Below are 19,957 nucleotides of genomic sequence, written 5' to 3' on the forward strand. Positions count from 1 at the left end.
CCTTAGCCATGGCGGCCCCAGCGGCGGCCGCGCTCCATGAACTCGCGCACTTTCTGCTGCTGCTCGGGGCGCAGGTTGTCAAAGAAGTCGGCGGCAGCGGCAATCACTTCCGGGCTGCCCGCCTGAATGGCGGTGGTTTTCTCGTCGATCAGTTTTTTGGCGCCCGCCTGGTCCAGCTTGCTGCCGGCAAACAGCCCCATCATGGCCGCACGCGGGTCGGTTGCGCCACGCAGCGCGGCACGCTGGGCCTGCAGCTTGTCGGCCAGCACCGAGAGCTTCTGTTTCTGCGCAGCGTCCAGGTCCAGCCGCGAACCAATCTTCTCGACGATGCGCGCACGCGATTCCGGCGAAGACTCATTCCAGCCGCCGGGCCCACGATGTGAACAGGCACCGAGGCTGCCAACAATGAGTGCGCCCCCAAAGAGGCCGAGGAGGGTTTTCTTGATAAAGCGTTTCATGAGAGGTCCTTGCAAATGGGTGGATGAAGACTTGTATGGTGCCGATGCATGGCACGCAGATGTTTTCATGGCGGTTGCGGTGTGTTTCGCTTTGTTTCGATGGAGGGAGTCAATGCAGCATCACGCTGCGCTTACGGCCTGCTCTGACATGACGCGCAAAGCGCGTCATGTCCCCCGTGCCCGAACCCGTATTCGCTCCCGCTTTCATCCTCACCCTTCTGTATGCGCCGAGGCGCGGAGGTCCAGCCGGATCAGGGCGAGCGATTGTTTGAGGCGCAGCCGAGTTCGAGCTCGACCCCGGCTGGACCGAGCACCGCAGGTTGCCCGCAGCGAAGCGGAGGGACGCAGACAGCAGGGTCGCCTTTTCTTTGCTTACTTTCTTTTGGCGACGCAAAAGAAAGTGAGTAGCCGCCGGGCTACCCCCGGCTTGCTGGCGCACCTCAAAGCTCCAAACAAAACCAGCAGTCAGCAAGCATGGATCCCGGATCAAGCCCGGGATGACAAGCCGTGAAACAGGTGTAGACATCAGCCTCATGCCGCTTTCCCACGCAACACGACCCGGTATTGCGTCAACAACGTAGCCACCAACACCGAAATCAGCGAAGCCGCAACAATCACATCCGCAATGTAGGTAGGCACCCCGACAGCCCGGCTCATGCTGTCGGCCCCCACCAGCACTCCCGCCACAAACACACCCGCCGCCAGCACACCCAGCGGGTTCAGCGCTGCCAGCATGGCAATGACGATGCCGGTGTAGCCGTAGCCGGGCGACATGTCCAGCGTGACGTAGCTGGTGCGGCCCGCCACCTCGATGGCGCCGGCGAACCCGGCCAGGCCGCCGGAGAGCAGGGCCACCAGCACAACGGTGCGTGTGACCGGCACGCCGGCGAAGGCTGCGGCACCGGCATTGGCGCCGGTGGCGCGAATGTCGAAACCCGGCACGGTGTACTTGAGCAGGGCCCACAGGGCTACCGAGAGGCCAATAGCCCAGAGCAGGCCGGTGTGGATGCGGGTTTGCGGTACCAGCTTGGACAGCTCCAGCTCGCCCAGCAGCGCCACGCTTTGCGGCCAGCCCATGGCGGTCGGGTCTTTCATGGGGCCGTCGAGCATGAGCGAGACGAACAGCAGCATGATGAAATTGAGCAGCAGGGTGGTGACCACTTCATCCACCCCCAGCCGTGCCTTCAGCAGCGCCGGACCGAGCAGCAGCAGGGCACCGGCCAGCGCAGCGGCCAGCAGCATGAGCACAAACAGCAGAGCCGGCGCAAGCGCAAAGGCTTCGCCGCCGTGCAGGCCGCCCACCGCCACGGCCGCGAGGGCGCCCGCATACAACTGGCCTTCGGCGCCGATGTTGAACAGCCGCGCCCTGAAAGCCACGGTGGCGGCCAGCCCGGTGAGGATGAGCGGGATGGCGCGGGTCAATGTTTCGCTCAGCGCAAACACCGAGCCGAAGCCGCCCTTGAACAGCAGGCCGTACGTCTGCCCCAGCGGCGCCCCGGCCCAGAGCACCAGCAGCGAGCTGACGAGCAGGGTGAAGACAACTGCACCGATGGGAGCGAGCATCAGGGCCAGCTTCGAGGTTTGGGTCCGCTTTTCGAGTCTCATGGCGGGTCGCTTTCCCCCGCTCGCGATCCGTCTGTTTCTGCCGTTCGCCCTGAGCTTGTCGAAGGGTCTGCCAAGGCTTCGACAAGCTCAGCCCGAACGGAGGGGATACCAGCCATCGCCAGGCCAATGGCTTCACGCGTCCAGGCTGCCGCGGGAAGCGCTTCGGTCAGTTGACCGGCATGCATGACGGCGACGCGGTCGCCCAGCGCCAGCACTTCGTCCAGGTCGTCGGAGATCACCAGCACGGCGGCGCCGGCATCGCGCGCAGCGATGAGCTGTTGCTGCACATAAGCCACGGCGCCAATGTCCAGGCCCCAGGTCGGCTGGTGGGCAATGATGAGTTTGGGTGTTTGTGCTGTTGCTGCTCCGGCCGGGGCGACGAGGGCTCGGCCAAGAATCAGCTTCTGCATGTTGCCGCCCGACAGCGAACGGGCAGGCGACTGCGGCCCGCCGCCGCGCACGTCAAACGCACGGACAATGTGTGCCGCATGGGCTTGCGCAGCGCGGCGCCTGATCCATAGCGCTCTGGAAAACGCCGGGCTGCGCAGGCGTTCCGAGACGGCGTTTTCCCAGACGCTGAGGTCTCCGATCACGCCGACCGCATGCCGGTCTTCCGGAATGCGCGCCACGCCCTGCGTCACCAGCCGGGCGGGTGAAGCCTGCATGGGCTGGCCCAGGAAGGACACGGTGCCCTGACTGGCCGCACGCGTGCCGCAAAGCAGCTCGGCCAGGGCGAGCTGGCCGTTGCCCGAGACACCGGCAATCGCCACCATTTCTCCGGCTTTCAGCGTGAGCGACACGCCATGAAGCCGGTCGCGCCCGCTGCCGGCCGTGCTGACGTCCTTCAAGGTGCAGACGGCTTCGCCCACCGACGGCGCCGGCCGGCGCTGGGGCGCATTCACCGCATGGCCGACCATCCACTGCGCCAGTTGCGCCTGCGTGGTGCCGGCCGCCGGCGCCTCGGCCACCAGCTTGCCGCCGCGCAGCACGGCCACGCGTTTCGACACACGCAGCACCTCGTCGAGCTTGTGGCTGATGAAAATGATGGACAGGCCCTCGGCCACCATCTGGCCCAGGGTCTCGAACAGCGCTTCGCTTTCCTGCGGCGTCAGCACGGCGGTCGGCTCGTCGAGGATCAGGATGCGTGCACCGCGGTAAAGCGCTTTCAGAATTTCCACACGCTGGCGTTCGCCGACGGACAGGCTGCCCACTTTGGCATCCGGCGCCACCGGCAGGCCGAAACGCCTGGCGACTTCCAGCAGCTTGCCCCACGCGGCACCGCGGCGCGAGAAAGGCTGCCACAGCGCTTCGCTGCCCAGCATCACGTTGTCGAGCACGCTCAGGTTGTCGGCCAGCGTGAAGTGCTGGTGCACCATGCCTATGCCGGCAGCCAGCGCCGCTTTGGGGTTGCCGGGTTGCAGGGGTTGGCCGAAAACTTCGATCCGACCTTCGTCGGCGGTGTAGTGGCCAAACAGGATGGACACCAGGGTGGACTTGCCGGCACCGTTTTCACCCAGCAGGGCAAGAATTTCGCCGCCGTGCAGCTCCAGGGAGATGTTGTCGTTCGCGACCAGCGTGCCGAAGCGTTTGGTGATGCCGGCCAGGCGCAGGACGGGAGTGCTCATCCGAAGGGAGGGGAGCCCGGGAATCCGGTTTTCAGGTCAGCGAGGGCCGCGGGTCCGGCTCTGCCGGCCCGCAGGTGCTCGTCCCCTGGAAGGGGAGAAGGTGCTACACGCAGTGAGCATCCGACAGGGGTGAACATTTCACCAGGCGGCTAAAAAAGCCAGCAGCACCTTGGCTGAATTGTCGGCCGCTATGCCCATGAAGGTGCCCATCTCGTTCTCACCCTCGCCACCGCCTGCCAGGTCGCTGAGCGAGCGGAAGGCGATGTAGGGTACGGCGTTGCTGTAGGCCACATGCCCGACAGCGGCGGTTTCCATGTCCAGCACATTGGCCTGGAAGGTCTTGAACGTGTATTCGCGGAAGGCCTTGTTGTCCATGAAGGCCTGGCCCGACACGCCGTTGCCGCCTATGACCAGCTTCGGTTTATGCGTCAGGCACTTGCCGGCCTTGCAATGCTCCAGCTCCACGCTGCGGATGCTGCGCGCCACTTCCAGCATGTGCGGGTCGGTTTCGAACCAGAACTTGCGGGCAACCTGCGGCTGGGCGGCCGTGCGCACTTCCACCGGGCGCGGGTGCAGCATGCCGTAGTTGGGCAGGGTGGCGTCCTTGATGAAAGGCGGTGCGGTGTAGCGGCCCGGCGCCGTCTCGCGGGCGATCAGCACTTCAAGGTACTGGCCCCACTGCGCCGGCACCGTCACGTCGCCCACATTGAGTTGCGGATTCACGCCGCCTGCGATGCCGCTGTACACGATGTGGCTGACCTTGAACCTGTCCAGGGCGAGCTGCGTGTTCATGGACGCGTTGACCATGCTGATGCCCGAGAGGAACATCACGACGGGTTTGCCCTGCAGCGTTCCGGTGGTGAACTCCACGCCGTTCACGCTTTGCCGGCGCGGGTTCTGCATCTGCGCCGACAGCAGTGTCAGCTCGGGCTGAAAGGCCGAAATCACCGCGATGCGCGGTGTCTCGTCCAGCCGCTGTGCCGTGCCGGAGGGCAGGCCGGCACAGCCGGCCAGGGTGGCAGCCAGCGCGCAGCCGGCCAGCAAGGTGCGCCAGTTCTTCATTTGGCTGTCGACTTCGGTTGGCCGTCTTCGACCTTGACGCTGAACTTGCCGTCGAGGATGGCTTTTTCCTTGGTCTTGACTTTGGCGACGATGTCGGCCGGCACTTTTTTCTCGAAGGTGCCCAGCGGCGCGAGCTCGGAACCCTTGTGTTTCATCATCGAGTAGGGGCCGTAATCTTCGGCGGTGAACTTGCCGTCTTTCACCAGCTTGAGCGCGCGGTCGATGCTGGGCTCCATGTGCCACAGGGCCGAGGCGACCACGGTGTCGGGGTACTTGTCCTGGGTGTTGATCACGTTGCCGATGGCAAGCTTGCCTTTTTCCTTGGCGGCATCGCTCACGCCGAAACGCTCGGCGTACATCACGTCGGCGCCCTTGTCGATCATCGCGAAGGCGGCTTCCTTGGCCTTGGGCGGGTCAAACCAGCTGTTGATGAAACTCACGCTGAACTCGACCTTGGGGTTGGTTTCCTTCGCGCCGGCCATGAAGGCATTCATCAGGCGGTTCACCTCGGGAATCGGGAAGCCGCCGACCAGGCCGATCTTGTTGCTCTTGGTCATGCCGCCGGCCACCATGCCGCTCAGGTAGGCCGGCTCCTGGATGTAGTTGTCGAACACCGAGAAATTGGGCGCCTGCGGCTTGCCCGACGAACCCATCAGAAAAGAGGTTTTCGGGAAGTCCTTCGCGACCTTGCGCGCGGCCGCTTCGACCGCAAAGGCCTCGCCGATGACGAGCTGGTTGCCGGCGGTGGCGTATTCACGCATCACGCGTTCGTAGTCGGCATTGGAGACGTTCTCCGTGGCCTTGTATTCGATCTCGCCGCGGGCTTCGGCGGCCTTGAGCGCCTTGTGGATGCGGCTGACCCATTGCTGCTCGAAGGGCACGGTGTAGACGGCTGCGACCTTGGTTTTGGCTTGCGCCAGGGCGAAGCCGGGCAGGGCGACTGCCAGCGCGGCAGCCAGGGCGACGAGTTGTCGGCGCTTGAGGGTTGAAGACATGATTTCTCCGTTGGGCTGGTTGAAGATGCTATGAATTCAGAAGCTGCTTGCGCCCGCGCAATAAGGGCTGGAGGCCTATTTGGTTCCGAAGATGCGGTCGCCGGCGTCGCCTAGGCCTGGCAGGATGTAGCCGTGATCGTTGAGCTCGCGGTCGATCGCGGCAGTGTAGATGGGCACGTCTGGGTGGGCTTTTTGCAGTGCCGCAATGCCTTCGGGGCAGGTCAGCAGGCAGACGAACTTGATCGACTTGGGGTTGAGCTCCTTGAGGCGTTCAACCGCGGCAATGGCCGAGTTGCCGGTGGCCAGCATCGGGTCGACCACAACGATGTCGCGCTCTTCCATGTCGTGCGGCATCTTGAAGTAGTACTCCACCGCCGTCAGGGTTTTCGGGTCGCGGTACAGGCCGACGTGGCCGACGCGTGCGCCCGGCACCACGCTGAGCATGCCTTCAAGAATGCCGTTGCCGGCGCGCAGGATGGAAACAAACACCAGCTTCTTGCCGTCGATGACTTTGGAGGTGGTTTTCTCCAGCGGGGTTTCGATCTCGATGTCCTGCGTCGGCATGTCGCGCGTGACTTCATAGGCCATCAGCATGCTGAGTTCGTTCAGCAGGGTGCGGAAGGTGTTGGTCGATGCGTCCTTGCGGCGCATCAGGGTGAGTTTGTGCTGCACCAGCGGGTGGTCGATCAGGTGGACTTTGCTGGTGGCTGGGGCGCTGGGGGTGGTCATGGGTGAGGGTGCCTCTGGGAGTCGGATTTCAAAAAACGGTGCCGTCGCTTTGGATGTTCAGAGGCGGGTTGCCTCCATGCAATTGCTGTGCCAGTGCGCGCCCTGCTGCCCAGGTGCCGCCTTCGAGAACACAGGCCAGCGGCATCTGTTCGGCGCTCAATCCTAACTGCTCGCGCACCAGCGGCGCGAGTTCGTCCAGCAGGGCCACCGTGAGCGCGCGCCACTCGACAATCAGCTCGTCGCCCGCGGCATGCAGCCGTTCGGCCTGGGCCGGGTCCTTGAACTGCAGCACGCCGGCATCCAGGAACAGACCGCCGTTGCGGTACTCCGGTAGGCCGGTCAGCGCGTCCAGCCCCTGGACCTGCACACCGGCCCACTCAAAGGGCTCGAGCAGCGAGTAGGTAAGCCACTGTGAGAGCTTGTGAAAAGGCATCCAGCCGCTGCTGGGGCCGGCTTCTTCGCTGCCTGCCGCTGGATGCTGCCAGCAGTCGCCCAGCGCAACCTTGCCAATGGCGTTCTGCGCCGGCCAGACGGGAGCCAGGCCGGTGAGCAGCACGTTCAGCAGGTCATGCGCCTGGATGGCGCCCTGGCCCTGCCGGGTCAGCAGGTCAAACAGATGGCCGGGCCGGCCTGGCTGGCCGAACAGCGCGGGCTGGTCCTGCAGCGCCTGGCCCAGGCGGCACAGGAGGGCAGCGCGGCCGTCGAGGCCGAGCAGCGGATTGCCCGGCGCCACCTGGAAGGCTGCGCCCAGCCGTTCGGCCGTGACGGCCAGCAGGCCCTGGGCGTCGGCTTGCAGAGGCCGCGTCGGGTCGCTGGAAAAAAGCCCGCTCATGAAGGCGTGAAAACTCGCCACGCCCAGGCCTTCGGAACGGCTGTAGCTGTGGTCGGGACGTTCACCCTGGGCGGCCTCCCGGTAGGTCCAGTCGGGACCGGCACCGGCGTCGAGCAGCACGCTGACCAGCGCCAGGTCGATCTGTGCGCGCGCTCTTTCGGCGGGAGAGGCATCGCCCAGCACCTGGTTCAGTTGCGCCAACCTGTCCACGCCGCCGGCCTCGAAATGCCGCCAGCGGCTGTGGTACGGTATTTTCAGGCTGGGGTAACGCACCTGCGTCAGCTCGGCCACCAGGGTGGCGGTGGTCATCATTGCGCCGTCGTTGACGGTGAACCAGGCTGACTCACCGCGGCGCGCCCGCTCCAGCAGGGCCGCGGCACGCCTGCGGATCGTGTTTGTAGAGCGTAATTCGGCGACAGCCCTTGTCAGCTGTGCGCCGGCAGCTTCTTTTTTGATAGCGGATTTGGTTGGTTTTGCAGACTCAGGCATCCAGCCCCCGGCCCTTGGCTTTCTTCAGCTCTTCGGCCGTGGGCACCGCGCCGGGGGTGAAATAGCCGGCCGCCATCTTGGCGTCCATCTCCACCTGGGCATCCGCGGGAATCATGTGTTCGGGAATGTTCACACGTTCGACCACCTCGATGCCGGCGCGCGTGATGGCGTCGTATTTCATGTTGCTCATGGAAACGAGCCGGTGGATCTTGCGTATGCCCAGCCAGTTCAGCACGTCGGGCATGAGTTCCTGGAAGCGCATGTCCTGCACACCGGCCACACATTCGGTGCGGTTGAAATACTGGTCGGCGGTGTCGCCGCCGACCTGGCGCTTGCGTGCGTTGTAGACCAGGAATTTGGTGACTTCGCCGAGTGCCCGGCCTTCCTTGCGGAAGTAGGAGACCAGGCCCACACCGCCGCGCTGCGCGCCCTGGATGCACTCTTCAATGGCGTGCGTCAGGTAGGGCCGGCAGGTGCAGATGTCAGAACCAAAAACGTCCGAGCCGTTGCATTCGTCATGCACGCGGGCGGTGAGTTCAATGTCGGGGTTGGCCAGGTCGCGCGGCTTGCCGAAGATGTAGGCGGTCAGGCCGCCGATGGGCGGCAGAAACACTTCCAGGTCGCTGCGGGTGACGAGTTCGGGGTACATGCCGCCGGTTTCCTCAAACAGCACGCGGCGCAAATCGGTTTCACTGCAACCAAAACGTTTCGCGACTTCAGGCAGGTACCAGACGGGCTCGACCGCCACCTTGGTCACCATGGCGGCGCCGCCAGCGGTGAGGTACTTGCCGTCGGCCTTCAGGCGGCCGGATTGCAGGGCTTCAATCACTTCCGGAAGGATGACGTGCGCCTGCGTCACGGCAATCGTCGGACGGATGTCGTAGCCGGCGGCCAGTTCGTTGGCAAACACGTCTGCCACCGTGGCGCCCCAGGGGTCCATGGCCACAATGCGGCCCGGCTCGCTCCACTGCGGGTAGGGGCCAATGATGTCGGTAGGCGAGGTGTTGGTGAGGTCGGCCTTGTGTTTGGCCGAAAGCGCGCCGGAGGCGATGGCGAGTGCGCGGTAAACGCTGTAGGAGCCGCTGTGCGTGCCGATGACGTTGCGGTGGCTTCGTTTGGTTGTGGTGCCGACTACGGGGCCGCGTTCAGCAGCGGTAGCCGCAGCCCAACGGATAGGCAGCGCGCCGAACCCGCCGGCGTGGGACGTCAGGCGGATGTGTTGGGAGGAAGCAGGGGAATTGATGGCAGCGGCGGGCGAGGCGGGTACCGGTGCCGGATCGAGAGGCTTGGCGGCAACTTCAGCAGACATTGCGGATCCTTCAAAAAATCCAATGTACCGATGCGTGCTGCGATTGACAAGCCCGGCGTTTTTACCGGGTCGTTAATATGCGACAGGGCGTTGCGGTGGGCCCTGTCCCGGTGCAGGTTCAGCGTTTTTTGCCGCCGAAGATGGTGCCGAGCGCACCGCGCAGCACCTGCCGCCCCAGAGCGCGGGCTTCAGACTTCAGCACCGACTGCACCAGGCCATCGCGCTGGCCGCCGCGTGGGCCTTTGGAGCCGAAGAGCACATCGCTGATGCCGCCCATCAGTCCACCGGAGGCTTCCGCGGCTTTTGCCGCCTCGGCTTGTACGGCGGCTGTGCGCGCCTTCAGCATCTCGTAGGCCGACTCGCGGTCGGTTTCTTTTTCATAAACACCCGTCACCAGGGAATGGGCCACCAGCGCGTGGCGCTGCTGCGGTGTGATGGGGCCGATCTGGCTGCCCGGCGGCAGCACATAGGCGCGCTCGGTGACGCTGGGCCGGCCCTTGCTGTCGAGAAAGCTCACCAGCGCCTCGCCGACAGCCAGCTCGGTGATGGCGGTTTCGATGTCCAGGCCGGGTTTCTGCCGCATGGTCTGGGCCGTGGCCTTGACGGCTTTCTGGTCGCGCGGTGTGAAGGCGCGCAGCGCATGCTGCACGCGGTTGCCCAGCTGGGCCAGCACCGAGTCGGGAATGTCCAGCGGGTTCTGCGTGACGAAATAGACGCCGACGCCCTTGGAACGCACCAGCCGCACCACGAGTTCGATGCGTTCGATCAGCGCCTTGGGCGCTTCGTTGAAGAGCAGATGCGCCTCATCGAAGAAAAACACCAGCTTGGGCTGGTCAGGGTCGCCGATCTCGGGCAACTGCTCGAACAGCTCGGAGAGCATCCACAGCAAAAAGGTGGCGTACAGGCGCGGCGAGTTCATGAGCTTGTCGGCGGCCAGGATGTTGATCACACCCTTGCCGTTGTCCGTTTGCATGAAGTCGCTGATGTTGAGCATGGGCTCGCCAAAGAACTTGTCGCCGCCCTGCGTTTCGATCTGCATCAGGCCGCGCTGGATGGCACCCACGCTGGCGGCGCTGATGTTGCCGTATTCGGTGGTGAACTGGCTGGCGTTGTCGCCCACATGCTGCAGCATGGCGCGCAGGTCTTTCAGGTCCAGCAGCAGCATGCCGTTGTCGTCGGCAATCTTGAACACCAGGTTCAGCACGCCGGCCTGGGTGTCGTTCAGGCCCAACATGCGGGCCAGCAGCAGCGGGCCCATGTCGGACACGGTGGCCCGCACCGGATGGCCCTGTTCGCCGAAAACGTCCCACAGGGTGGTCGGGCAGGCCAAGGGTTCGGGCTGGTCGATGCCGCGTTCCTTCAGCACAGCCGCCATTTTTTCGCCCATGCTACCGGCTTGGCTGATGCCGGCCAGGTCGCCCTTGACGTCGGCCATGAAGACCGGGACGCCGATTCTGGAGAAATTTTCAGCCAAGGTCTGCAGCGTGACTGTTTTGCCGGTGCCGGTGGCCCCGGTGATCAGGCCATGGCGATTGGCCAGGCCGGGGAGCAGCTCACAATGGGTGGAGGCGTTTTTGGCAATCAGAAAGGGTTCAGACATGTTCATTTCTCCTTGTTTTCAGTACCAACTGGACGTCCTGAGAGTCCAGGGCGAGTTTTTGAAACGTGTGTGCAATATGGTGTAAGCCGTCCGCGACAGCTTGCTGTTGCCAGCATCGACGCAGCCTCCGCGTGTTGATTGAACCACCACGTAGAGCAGCCATGGCAGGTCTGGGTCGGATGGATGGGTTTTGGCACGGTTAAGCACGTGTGCACCTACAAATCCCGTGGCCGTCCCGATTTTCGCCAGCTCGGAGATTTCGCGGTCACGCGCTCCGGCATCGGCCGAGAGATCCGGTGGGGGAGGCACTTGCTCGATCCACGGGTTCCACGGGTCGGGTGGCGCGGGTTTCGGGATGCTGACAGCGCACCACATGCTGGCGACGGTATTTATTTGCATCTCCGGAGAGAGCGGCGTCAAGGATTGCGTGTAGTCCGGTACGTATGTATTCAGCGAGGGAGAAAGCCCGTGGCGCAAGCTGTTTAGTATCAGGATGTGACGTTTGTCCCCCGCGTTGGGTGCCGCAAGATACGCGATGGCAGTGTCGCGCAAGCCAGGCCATTGTTTGGCCAGCTCCGCACTCTGGTTCGCGATATCCGTTTGCCCGAGGAAGTCGGCCCGCATCCAGGCCGATGTAACGACCGCACCTTTCGTGCTTTCCGGCAAACCCCGGCTTCTTGCAAGTGTGAACAGGTCGGACACACTCAGCCTGGTATTGAGCCAGACGAGCCCGTCTGCGGCCAGCCTTGTGGAATACGGCGTGTCCTTGGCCGGCAGAGTCTCGCCAGTGTCCAGATCGGTGACCCATTCGCTTTTTCTGGTCAGATAGGAGGCGGCATCACTCAATGACCTGGCCGAGGCCAACCGCTCTTGCTGAAACAAGATAGCGGCGCTGTTCGATTGTGCCAAGGCAAACTGCGGGCTTTCAAGTGCAGCCTGGCTGACCTCCCGCGCTTGGGCAGGCTGTCCGGCGATGCGATAGAGCCTCGCAAGGTGATACCTCGCGGTGAGGTACTCGGGCGCTGTGGGCGGGACATCAAGGGCAAATCGCTCCAGTTGCGGGCTGGCTTTGTCCGAAAGCATCAACGCGGCCAGCATCCATGCCCGCCGTTCGCCGGGTCGTTGAGCCGGACCTGGCGCCTCCTCCAGACGCTTTAGCACGCGGGCGCTGGCTGCAGCGCAAGCGGCGCGGACATTTTCCGTGGCCAGACCACAGTCCTGGAGCGATCGGATCCAGTCGAAATATGCAAAACGCTGGCGCAAGTCGGAACCAACCTTCTCCCCGCGTTGCGCGTCCACTCCGTTAAACAGATCATTCATCAGCCTGCGCCAGTCGCCGAGCGTGCTTTCCCGGTGGGGATCCTGCGCCGTATCGTCCAGCCGTTCACTGAGTTCATACAGGCGGTCAAGCGGAGTCAGCCGGTACTGTGCGGTACGAACGGAAGCACGCGTTGCGTCATGCACATGTTGAAGTGATGGGTCCGCCAGAATGCGCCGGGCTTGCGCGATGACGGGGGCAAGGATATCGGGTGGCGTACCGACGACCCGCCGTTCCCCGAATACCGCTGTACCCATGCGCTTGTTTCCGGCAGTACCTTCGGGAAGCGATTTCAATTGGATGTCCCAATCACCTTCGGCCTCCATCGTGATGATGCGAATACTCGAGCGCAGGGCCAGATACGCTCCCCAGCGCTGCATCGGATGGTCATGGGTGATGGCGATCACATTGAAAGCGCGTCTGCTTTCTGTATAGGACTCGTTGTAAAACAGTGCTGTCGCAATCTGGTAGTCCCGCATCTGCCGCCAGTAGCGAGGTTCGGTTGCGGCAAGCGGTTTCGGCATCTCCGGCGCCAACCGGTTGGGGCGTGCGCCATAGGACATGGCCCGCACGTCATAGTCGCAAAAGTCGAAAACCGAATTTTGGGCCGAAACCCATTGTTGCAGTCGCCCAGATGTGGCGTCAGGGCGGGTTTTAAGTGTCGCGAGATTTTTGATTGCAAACAGGAATGCGGGGCGCGGGCAGTTCAGATAATAGCTATACCCTTTGCTAACGCTGCGAAAAACTGTCGCGTCTAGTCGGATTTGCTGTTGCAACACCTTCGTGCTTTCGTCCTGCCATTGTTTGAGAGGATGTTTCTCGTCAACCCAGTTGCCTTCATGGATACCGATGGCCTCCCGGAGACCATTTTGGGCGGGTGGATGGGCCTTCAGGCCATCGGAACCCAGGACGATCGCGCGCCAGGCGGGATAAAGGTAAGCGCGCGGATAGCTCGGGAGAATGACTCCCAGGCTGCCCTTGTCGTAACGGCTCAGCTCAATGTCCGTGGCGCGTCGGTCTACAAACATGTCCGAGCTTTCCTCCGAGCCGCTCGCCCATGCGTTACATGGATTGATGGTCATTATTGCCATTAATGCCATGCTCCAGCCCTTAACTGCACTCATGTTTTATGCCTCGCTAGCGACGCCAGTGTTTCGCGTCGAATGAATATATCTTGCTGTACCGCCCAGACGCGGCCTCCGAAAGCGGTTCCTGCATTGCCTGACCGACAGCACCATGGCGGCACCTCGGGTGGAGCTTTCCGGGGGTGGTGGACCATATCCGGCGCAGTGACTCTGCGTCCTTGCCCATACGAAAAACCATTGGAACTACTTCATCTGCCGCTAGCTCGTCAATCCATGCGGGCGAACGACACCACCATGCCAACGCAGTTACGCTAAGTTGGACAGTTGGCGGCAGGTCGGCCTTGATGTCTCTGACCAGGGAATGATAAAAAAACCGCTGGGAGGGTCTCACTTCCATATCGAGTTGAACCCACCCAGAGGTGCTGAGGTCAGCCGCGCGATGCATTGATTTCAGTATGCGCGCGCGCGACCGCTCAATGCCGACCGGCGGCCTCACGGTACTCACCTCCACATGAACGACTGGCGTTACCCGTGTGAACGTAAGCAGGGGGGCGCCGTCCAACCGTGGGCGTGATCTCACATCGTCCCCGGTGAGGTGAATATGTTCAACAAGCACCGCCGCGTGCTGTTGCGACCACCCGGGCAAAGCGGACTTGTCCCATAACCAGGCAATTTGCTCGATGTTGCGGCGGGACTCCTGTGCGCCAACGACTGTGCCTGACATCAGACCTGTCGCAACGCAAATCATGATGAAACGCCGTTTCCAGTTCACCATATGGCGTTCTGCTCCTCTTGCCAAGGGCGGGGGGTTGAGGAAACCTAAATTTTCGCTAGCTATTGACCCAAGGCGCGAAAAAGTAAAATCAAGCTTGAGATTAAATCAATTCCAAAGGATTTCCGTGGCTGGTCACAGTAAATGGGCGAATATTCAGCACCGCAAGGGTCGCCAGGACGAAAAGCGCCAGCGCATCTGGACCCGTGTGATGCGCGAAATCATGGTGGCGGCGCGCATGGGCGGCGGCGACCTGGGCACCAACCCGCGCCTGCGGCTGGCGGTGGACAAGGCCAAGGCGGCCAACATGCCCAACGAAAACGTCAAATACGGCATTGCCAAGGCCACCGGCAGCCTGGAAGGCGTGCATTACGAGGAAGTCCGCTACGAGGGCTACGGCATTGGCGGCGCGGCCATCATCGTCGACTGCATGACGGACAACAAGGTGCGTACCGTGGCTGAAGTGCGCCACGCGTTTTCCAAACACGGCGGCAACATGGGCACGGAAGGCTCGGTGGCCTTCCAGTTCAAGCATTGCGGCCAGCTGATTTTTGCACCCGGTACCAGCGAAGACAAGGTGATGGAAGTGGCCCTGGAGTCGGGTGCCGACGACGTGATTTCCCATGACGATGGCTCGATTGAAGTGCTGACGCCGTACACCGGATTCGAAAAAGTCAAACTCGCGTTGGAGGCGGCCGGCCTCACGGCGGAAGTGGCCGAAGTCACCATGCGTGCGGACAACACCATCGAGCTCACGGGCGAAGATGCCCAGAAGATGCAGCGGCTGCTGGACGTGCTGGAAGACCTGGACGACACGCAGGACGTGTTCCACAACGCGGCGCTGGAGACCTGACCATGGACGCAGGCCCGGACACTTCAGCGCGGCTGGCCCGCATCGAACAACTGCTGGAGGAGGGCAATCGCCTGCGCAGCCAGGCCATTGCCTTGCAGCAGGAGGCGCTGGCTGTGCAGAAGTCGCTGGTCGATGAAACCCGTGCCAACATCGTGAAGGCCAGTACCGTCAATGACCAGGCACTGGAATTGCAGCGGCGCGGTAAAAACGCCCAGAAGGTCATTCTCGGTATTGTTTTTGTTCTTGTGATTTACCTCAGCTATTTGCTGTTTTTTAGATTGAATCTCCCGTGAAAGTTCTTGTCATTGGTGGCGGCGGCCGTGAACACGCGCTCGCCTGGAAACTGGCCCAGTCGCCCAAGGTGCAGGCGGTGTATGTGGCGCCGGGCAACGGCGGCACCGCGCTCGACCCCCGGCTTGAGAACGTCAATATCACGGATATCCATGAACTGCGGGCGTGGGCAGCTACTGAAAAGATAGCGCTGACGGTCGTCGGCCCGGAGCAGCCACTGGCCGCCGGGGTTGTCGACGAGTTCCGCGCCCATGGCCTGCGGGTGTTCGGCCCGACAAAAGCCGCCGCACAACTGGAAAGCTCCAAGGCTTTCTCCAAGGCCTTCATGAAACGCCATGGCATTCCGACGGCCGAGTACGACACCTTCACCGATGCTGCGGAGGCCCACGCCTATGTGGACGAAAAAGGCGTGCCCATCGTCGTCAAGGCCGACGGCCTGGCGGCCGGCAAGGGGGTGGTGGTGGCGATGAGCCTGCACGAAGCGCACGAAGCCATCGAGTTCATGCTGGCCCCGGACCCCAGCTTCAACCCGCTGGGCGTGACACACAACGCCGGCGGTGCGCGTGTGGTGATCGAGGAGTTTTTGCAGGGCGAGGAAGCCAGTTTCATCGTGATGTGCGATGGCAAGAACGTTGCCGCACTGGCGACCAGCCAGGACCACAAGCGCCTGCTCGACGGCGATCAGGGCCCCAACACCGGTGGCATGGGCGCTTATTCGCCGGCACCGGTGGTCACACCCACGGTGCATGCGCGGGCCATGCGCGAAATCATCCTGCCCACCATCAAGGGCATGGAAAAAGACGGTATTCCCTTCACCGGTTTTCTTTATGCCGGCCTCATGATCACTCCCGATGGCAAGGTCAAGACGCTGGAATTCAACTGCCGCATGGGCGACCCGGAAACCCAGCCCATCATGATGCGGCTCAAGTCCGACCTTTTTGACGTGATGATGGCCGCCACCTCGGGCAAGCTCGATGAAGTGGAGCTCGAATGGGACCGTCGCGTGGCGCTGGGCGTGGTGATGGCCGCGCACGGTTACCCGCTAAAGCCCCGCAAGGGGGATGCGATCACAGGCCTGCCAACGATCAGCCCGTCGGCAGCCGCCGAAGATGCAGTGGTGTTTCATGCCGGAACGGCCACTGCCCCGGGAGGTGCCAAGGGCAGCGTAGTGACCAGCGGCGGCCGCGTGTTGTGTGTCACGGCGCTGGCCGGCTCGGTCAAGGAAGCACAGCACCGGGCTTACGAGGTGGCGCAGGCCATTCATTTTGACGGTGCGCAGTACCGCAAGGACATCGGCTTTCGGGCCATCAAGTCCTAAGGCGGGCGCTCCTTTGGCGCGCCTGCTCCGGACCCACACCATTTCCCCATGAACAGCCCAGATATTTCCGGCGTCCGCGATTTCCTGCTGGGCCTGCAGGAGCGCATCATCGACGCGGCAGCCGCAATGGACGGCCTGCCTTTTGCGGCCGACCCCTGGCAAAAAGAGCCCGGGGAAACCTTGCAGGGCCAAGGCGTCACCCGAATTCTGGAACAGGGCCAGGTGTTTGAACGCGCCGGCTGCGGGTTTTCACATGTGCGCGGCCCGAAACTTCCGCCCTCGGCAACACAACACCGGCCCGAGCTGGCCGGCGCGCCGTTTGAGGCCATGGGTGTTTCGCTGGTCTTCCACCCGCGCAACCCCTATGTGCCGACGGTGCACATGAATGTGCGCATGCTGGCGGCCACCCCGGCCTCGGGCCCGCCGGCGTACTGGTTCGGCGGCGGCATGGACCTGACGCCGTATTACGGCTTTGAGGAAGATGCGGTGCATTTCCACCAGACCTGCAAGGATGCGCTCGCGCCGTTTGGCGAGGACAAATACCCGCGCTTCAAGGCCTGGTGCGACGAATACTTCCACCTCAAGCACCGCAACGAGCAGCGCGGCATAGGCGGGGTGTTTTTCGACGACTTCCAGGAACTGGGTTTTGAAGGCAGTTTTGGCATGTTGCGCGCGGTCGGCGATGCCTTCCTGGCCGCCTACCTGCCCATCGTCGGGCGCCGCAAGGACATGGCATATGGCGAGCGCGAGCGCGACTTCCAGCTTTACCGGCGCGGGCGGTATGTGGAGTTCAACCTGGTCTGGGACCGCGGCACCCACTTTGGCCTGCAGTCGGGCGGCCGCACCGAGTCCATCCTGATGTCGATGCCGCCGCTGGCGAGCTGGTCCTACCAGCGGCAGGTTGAGGCCGGTTCGGCGGAAGAGCGGCTGACCACGGAATTTCTGGTGAGGCGGGACTGGCTTTGAGTGCCGCACCGCCTCCCGGGGGACGACGCATTGGCATGTTCGGCGGCTCGTTTGACCCGCCTCACCTGGCCCATGTGGCACTGGCGCAGGCCGCCGTGGCACAGCTCAAGCTCGATACCCTGTACATCATCCCGACCGGCCAGGCCTGGCACAAGGCCAGGACCCTGAGCGCGGCGGAACACCGCCTGGCCATGGCGCGACTGGCATTTGCCGGGCTGGATCGCACGGTGGTCGATGAACGCGAAATCCAGCGGGCCGGGCCCAGCTTTACCATCGACACGCTGGAGGCCCTGCAGGCTGAAAACCCGCGCGCCCAGCTCCACCTGATCATCGGGAACGACCAGTTCGCTGCCCTGAAGATATGGCACCGCTGGGAGGCCATTCTGAAAATAGCTATAATTTGTATAGCAAACCGCGCAGATCCAAGAAGGACAGAGGCCGGTTTTGACCTTGAAACCCAGGCCAGGCACGCGGTTTTGACCCTGCAGTTGCCACTGATGCCGGTCAGCGCCACCGCCATACGGCGGAAAATCAGCTCAGGCAACGCCAGCCCGCAGGACTGGACCCCCATGGTTCCCGAGCCTGTTGCGCGTTATATTGAGCGCCATAGTCTCTACATTTCCCCGTAATTTCCAGTTAACTCCCTTTCATTGAAGCAAACCACTGCATGACTTCCACCCCTGCCAACACCCCCAGCACTGCTGCCAAAAAAGACGTCCAGAAACTGCAGCGAGCCATCATCGATGGGCTGGAAGATGTGAAGGCGGCAGACATCCAGGTGTTTGACACGGAGCACATCACGTCGCTGTTCGAACGCGTGATCATTGCTTCGGGCAGCTCCAACCGGCAGACCAAGGCATTGGCCGCCAGCGTGCGCGACGCCGTGCGCGATGCCGGCTTTGCCAAACCGCGCATCGAAGGCGAAGAAAACGGGGAATGGATCATTGTGGATTGCGGCGCAGCCGTGGCGCACATCATGCAGCCGACGATCCGCCAGTACTACCACCTCGAAGAGTTGTGGGGCGACAAACCCGTCAAGCTCAAGCTCGGCGCGCCTGCACCGCTGGTCAAGGCCGCCAAACCCGAGGTCGAGGAAGCGCCCAAGCCGGCCAGGCCGCGCGCCGGCGCCAAGTCTTCCGGCAAACCTGCAGCGAAGCCTGCCGCCAGAAAAGTCGTTGCCAGAACCGACGACGGCACTTATGTGGGCCGGGTCGGCAAGATGACCGACTGGACCGCCAAGCGCAATGCCGCCGCACCGGCTGCGGAACCCGCGGCCAAACCGGCCCGGGCGGCCACCAAAACCGCTGTGAAAAAGGCGCCGGCCAAAACACCGATCGTCAAGATTCCGGCTGCCAAAAAGGTGGCTGCGAAGAAAACAGCTGCAAAACCCGCAGCCAAAAAACCTGCCGCGAAGAAAACTCCGACCCGGAGCAAATGAGGCTGACGATTGTCGCGGTCGGTCAGAAGGTGCCCGACTGGGCACAAACCGCCTACGACGACTACGCCAAGCGTTTTCCGCCCGAGCTGCGTGTCGAGCTCAAGGCTGTCAAGACCGAACCGCGCGCTTCCAAAACACTCGAGAACCTGCTGGCTGCCGAGCGCCAGCGCATCGAGGCCGTGCTGCCCAAGGGCACCCGCATCGTGGCGCTGGACGAACGCGGCACAGCGGTGACCACGGTGGCGCTGTCCGACAAGCTCAAGGCCTGGCAACGCGAAGGTGACGACGTCGCCATCATCATCGGCGGGCCGGACGGGCTGGACCCCGCCTTCAAGCAGGCTGCGCACGAACGCCTGCGCCTGTCCGACCTGACCTTGCCGCATGCCATGGTGCGTGTGTTGCTGATCGAGCAGCTCTACCGCGCCTGGAGCATCACGGTGAACCACCCCTATCACAGAGAGTAATGGCCCCCACGCTTGTCGCTTCGCGTACTGCGCTGCCCCCCGAGGGGGCCGCTGCGCCTGCGGGCCGGCAAAGCCGGACCCGCGGCCCCTGCTTGATCAATCGGGGACGTGGCCACCACCACTGATAGATATGACCGACTTTATTTATCTTGCGTCGCAAAGCCCGCGTCGTCGGCAGTTGCTGGAGCAACTGGGCGTTTCATGTGAGCTGTTGTTGGCTGATCCCGGCGAAGACAGCGAAGCGCTGGAAGTGGTGCTTTCTGGCGAGTCGCCCACCGCCTATGTGCAGCGTGTGACGCAACTGAAGCTGGACGTCGCAATGGCGCGGCTCAAGCGGCGCGGCTTGCCTGCGGCTCCGGTGTTGTGCTCGGACACCACGGTGGCGCTGGGGCGCCGCATTTATGGCAAACCTGACGATGCGGCCCATGCCGGGCGCATGCTGGCCGAACTGGCAGGGCATACACACCGTGTCCTGACCGCGGTGGCGGTGCAGAACGGCCGCAAGCGGGTGCAGGCGCTGAGTGTGTCGCGGGTGACGTTTGCACCCATGAGCCAGGCCGAGATTCGCGCCTATGTGGCCACCGGCGAGCCGCTCGGCAAGGCCGGCGCCTATGCCATTCAGGGCAGGGTGGCGATGCACATCGCGCACATGAGTGGAAGTTATTCCGGCATCATGGGCCTGCCCCTGCATGAAACCGCATTGCTGCTGAAAGCTGCTGGTCTGAAAATATAATTTCCCTGAGACAAA

Annotated in this window: 18 protein-coding genes; 8 read left to right on the forward strand and 10 right to left on the reverse strand. The window is 63.1% G+C overall.

Features of this window, described 5'->3' with window-relative positions:
• Positions 1-2: 2 nt before the first annotated feature.
• The 10 genes from WA904_RS05010 to WA904_RS05055 form a co-directional block, all read right to left on the reverse strand.
• The gene (locus WA904_RS05010) at positions 3-458 is read right to left on the reverse strand and encodes a Spy/CpxP family protein refolding chaperone (RefSeq protein ID WP_425196026.1); all 456 of its coding nucleotides are present in this window, start codon (positions 456-458) and stop codon (positions 3-5) included.
• A gap of 531 nt (positions 459-989) precedes the next feature.
• Positions 990-2,063 (reverse strand): ABC transporter permease, encoded by a 1,074-nt coding sequence (locus WA904_RS05015; protein WP_425196027.1) that lies wholly within the window; start codon positions 2,061-2,063, stop codon positions 990-992.
• Entirely contained in the window at positions 2,060-3,688 is a 1,629-nt protein-coding gene (locus tag WA904_RS05020) for an ABC transporter ATP-binding protein (RefSeq protein ID WP_425196028.1), read from the reverse strand. Before WA904_RS05020 ends, WA904_RS05015 begins: the two co-directional genes overlap by 4 nt.
• A gap of 138 nt (positions 3,689-3,826) precedes the next feature.
• The gene (locus WA904_RS05025; protein WP_425196029.1) at positions 3,827-4,750 is read right to left on the reverse strand and encodes a 5'-methylthioadenosine/S-adenosylhomocysteine nucleosidase; all 924 of its coding nucleotides are present in this window, start codon (positions 4,748-4,750) and stop codon (positions 3,827-3,829) included.
• On the reverse strand, positions 4,747-5,745 hold the full coding sequence (locus WA904_RS05030; RefSeq protein WP_425196030.1) for a BMP family protein: 999 nt from the start codon (positions 5,743-5,745) through the stop codon (positions 4,747-4,749). The genes WA904_RS05025 and WA904_RS05030 overlap by 4 nt, the downstream gene beginning before the upstream one ends.
• A gap of 75 nt (positions 5,746-5,820) precedes the next feature.
• Positions 5,821-6,474, reverse strand: coding sequence for a uracil phosphoribosyltransferase (gene upp, locus WA904_RS05035; protein WP_425196031.1), 654 nt, complete (start codon positions 6,472-6,474; stop codon positions 5,821-5,823).
• A 28-nt stretch (positions 6,475-6,502) separates the two neighbouring features.
• The gene (locus WA904_RS05040; RefSeq protein WP_425196032.1) at positions 6,503-7,795 is read right to left on the reverse strand and encodes a URC4/urg3 family protein; all 1,293 of its coding nucleotides are present in this window, start codon (positions 7,793-7,795) and stop codon (positions 6,503-6,505) included.
• Positions 7,788-9,104 carry a GTP cyclohydrolase II gene (locus tag WA904_RS05045; protein ID WP_425196033.1) on the reverse strand — a complete coding sequence of 439 codons (1,317 nt, stop codon included), beginning with the start codon at positions 9,102-9,104 and terminating at the stop codon, positions 7,788-7,790. Before WA904_RS05045 ends, WA904_RS05040 begins: the two co-directional genes overlap by 8 nt.
• 118 nt (positions 9,105-9,222) lie before the next feature.
• Complete coding sequence (locus WA904_RS05050) at positions 9,223-10,704, reverse strand: helicase HerA-like C-terminal domain-containing protein (protein WP_425196034.1); 1,482 nt, start codon at positions 10,702-10,704, stop codon at positions 9,223-9,225.
• A gap of 18 nt (positions 10,705-10,722) precedes the next feature.
• On the reverse strand, positions 10,723-13,146 hold the full coding sequence (locus tag WA904_RS05055) for a tetratricopeptide repeat protein (protein ID WP_425196035.1): 2,424 nt from the start codon (positions 13,144-13,146) through the stop codon (positions 10,723-10,725).
• 860 nt (positions 13,147-14,006) lie between these two features.
• Between WA904_RS05055 and WA904_RS05060 the strand changes: the two genes are divergently transcribed.
• From WA904_RS05060 to WA904_RS05095, 8 genes are all read left to right on the forward strand, one after another.
• A complete protein-coding gene (locus WA904_RS05060; RefSeq protein WP_425196036.1) occupies positions 14,007-14,732 on the forward strand; it encodes a YebC/PmpR family DNA-binding transcriptional regulator in 726 nt (241 codons plus the stop codon).
• A gap of 2 nt (positions 14,733-14,734) precedes the next feature.
• Entirely contained in the window at positions 14,735-15,025 is a 291-nt protein-coding gene (locus WA904_RS05065) for a hypothetical protein (RefSeq protein ID WP_425196037.1), read from the forward strand.
• The gene (gene purD, locus WA904_RS05070) at positions 15,022-16,341 is read left to right on the forward strand and encodes a phosphoribosylamine--glycine ligase (protein ID WP_425196038.1); all 1,320 of its coding nucleotides are present in this window, start codon (positions 15,022-15,024) and stop codon (positions 16,339-16,341) included. Before WA904_RS05065 ends, purD begins: the two co-directional genes overlap by 4 nt.
• A gap of 48 nt (positions 16,342-16,389) precedes the next feature.
• Positions 16,390-17,307 carry an oxygen-dependent coproporphyrinogen oxidase gene (gene hemF, locus WA904_RS05075; protein ID WP_425196039.1) on the forward strand — a complete coding sequence of 306 codons (918 nt, stop codon included), beginning with the start codon at positions 16,390-16,392 and terminating at the stop codon, positions 17,305-17,307.
• Positions 17,304-17,936 carry a nicotinate (nicotinamide) nucleotide adenylyltransferase gene (nadD, locus tag WA904_RS05080; RefSeq protein WP_425196040.1) on the forward strand — a complete coding sequence of 211 codons (633 nt, stop codon included), beginning with the start codon at positions 17,304-17,306 and terminating at the stop codon, positions 17,934-17,936. The genes hemF and nadD overlap by 4 nt, the downstream gene beginning before the upstream one ends.
• Positions 17,937-17,974: 38 nt before the next feature.
• Complete coding sequence (gene rsfS, locus WA904_RS05085; protein ID WP_425196041.1) at positions 17,975-18,745, forward strand: ribosome silencing factor; 771 nt, start codon at positions 17,975-17,977, stop codon at positions 18,743-18,745.
• Positions 18,742-19,209, forward strand: a complete 468-nt coding sequence (gene rlmH, locus WA904_RS05090) for a 23S rRNA (pseudouridine(1915)-N(3))-methyltransferase RlmH (RefSeq protein WP_348069415.1) — start codon at positions 18,742-18,744, stop codon at positions 19,207-19,209. The genes rsfS and rlmH overlap by 4 nt, the downstream gene beginning before the upstream one ends.
• 130 nt (positions 19,210-19,339) lie before the next feature.
• On the forward strand, positions 19,340-19,942 hold the full coding sequence (locus WA904_RS05095; RefSeq protein WP_425196042.1) for a Maf family protein: 603 nt from the start codon (positions 19,340-19,342) through the stop codon (positions 19,940-19,942).
• Positions 19,943-19,957: the final 15 nt, after the last annotated feature.

The sequence above is a fragment of the Polaromonas sp. genome (assembly GCF_049790275.1).
GTDB lineage: Bacteria > Pseudomonadota > Gammaproteobacteria > Burkholderiales > Burkholderiaceae_C > Polaromonas.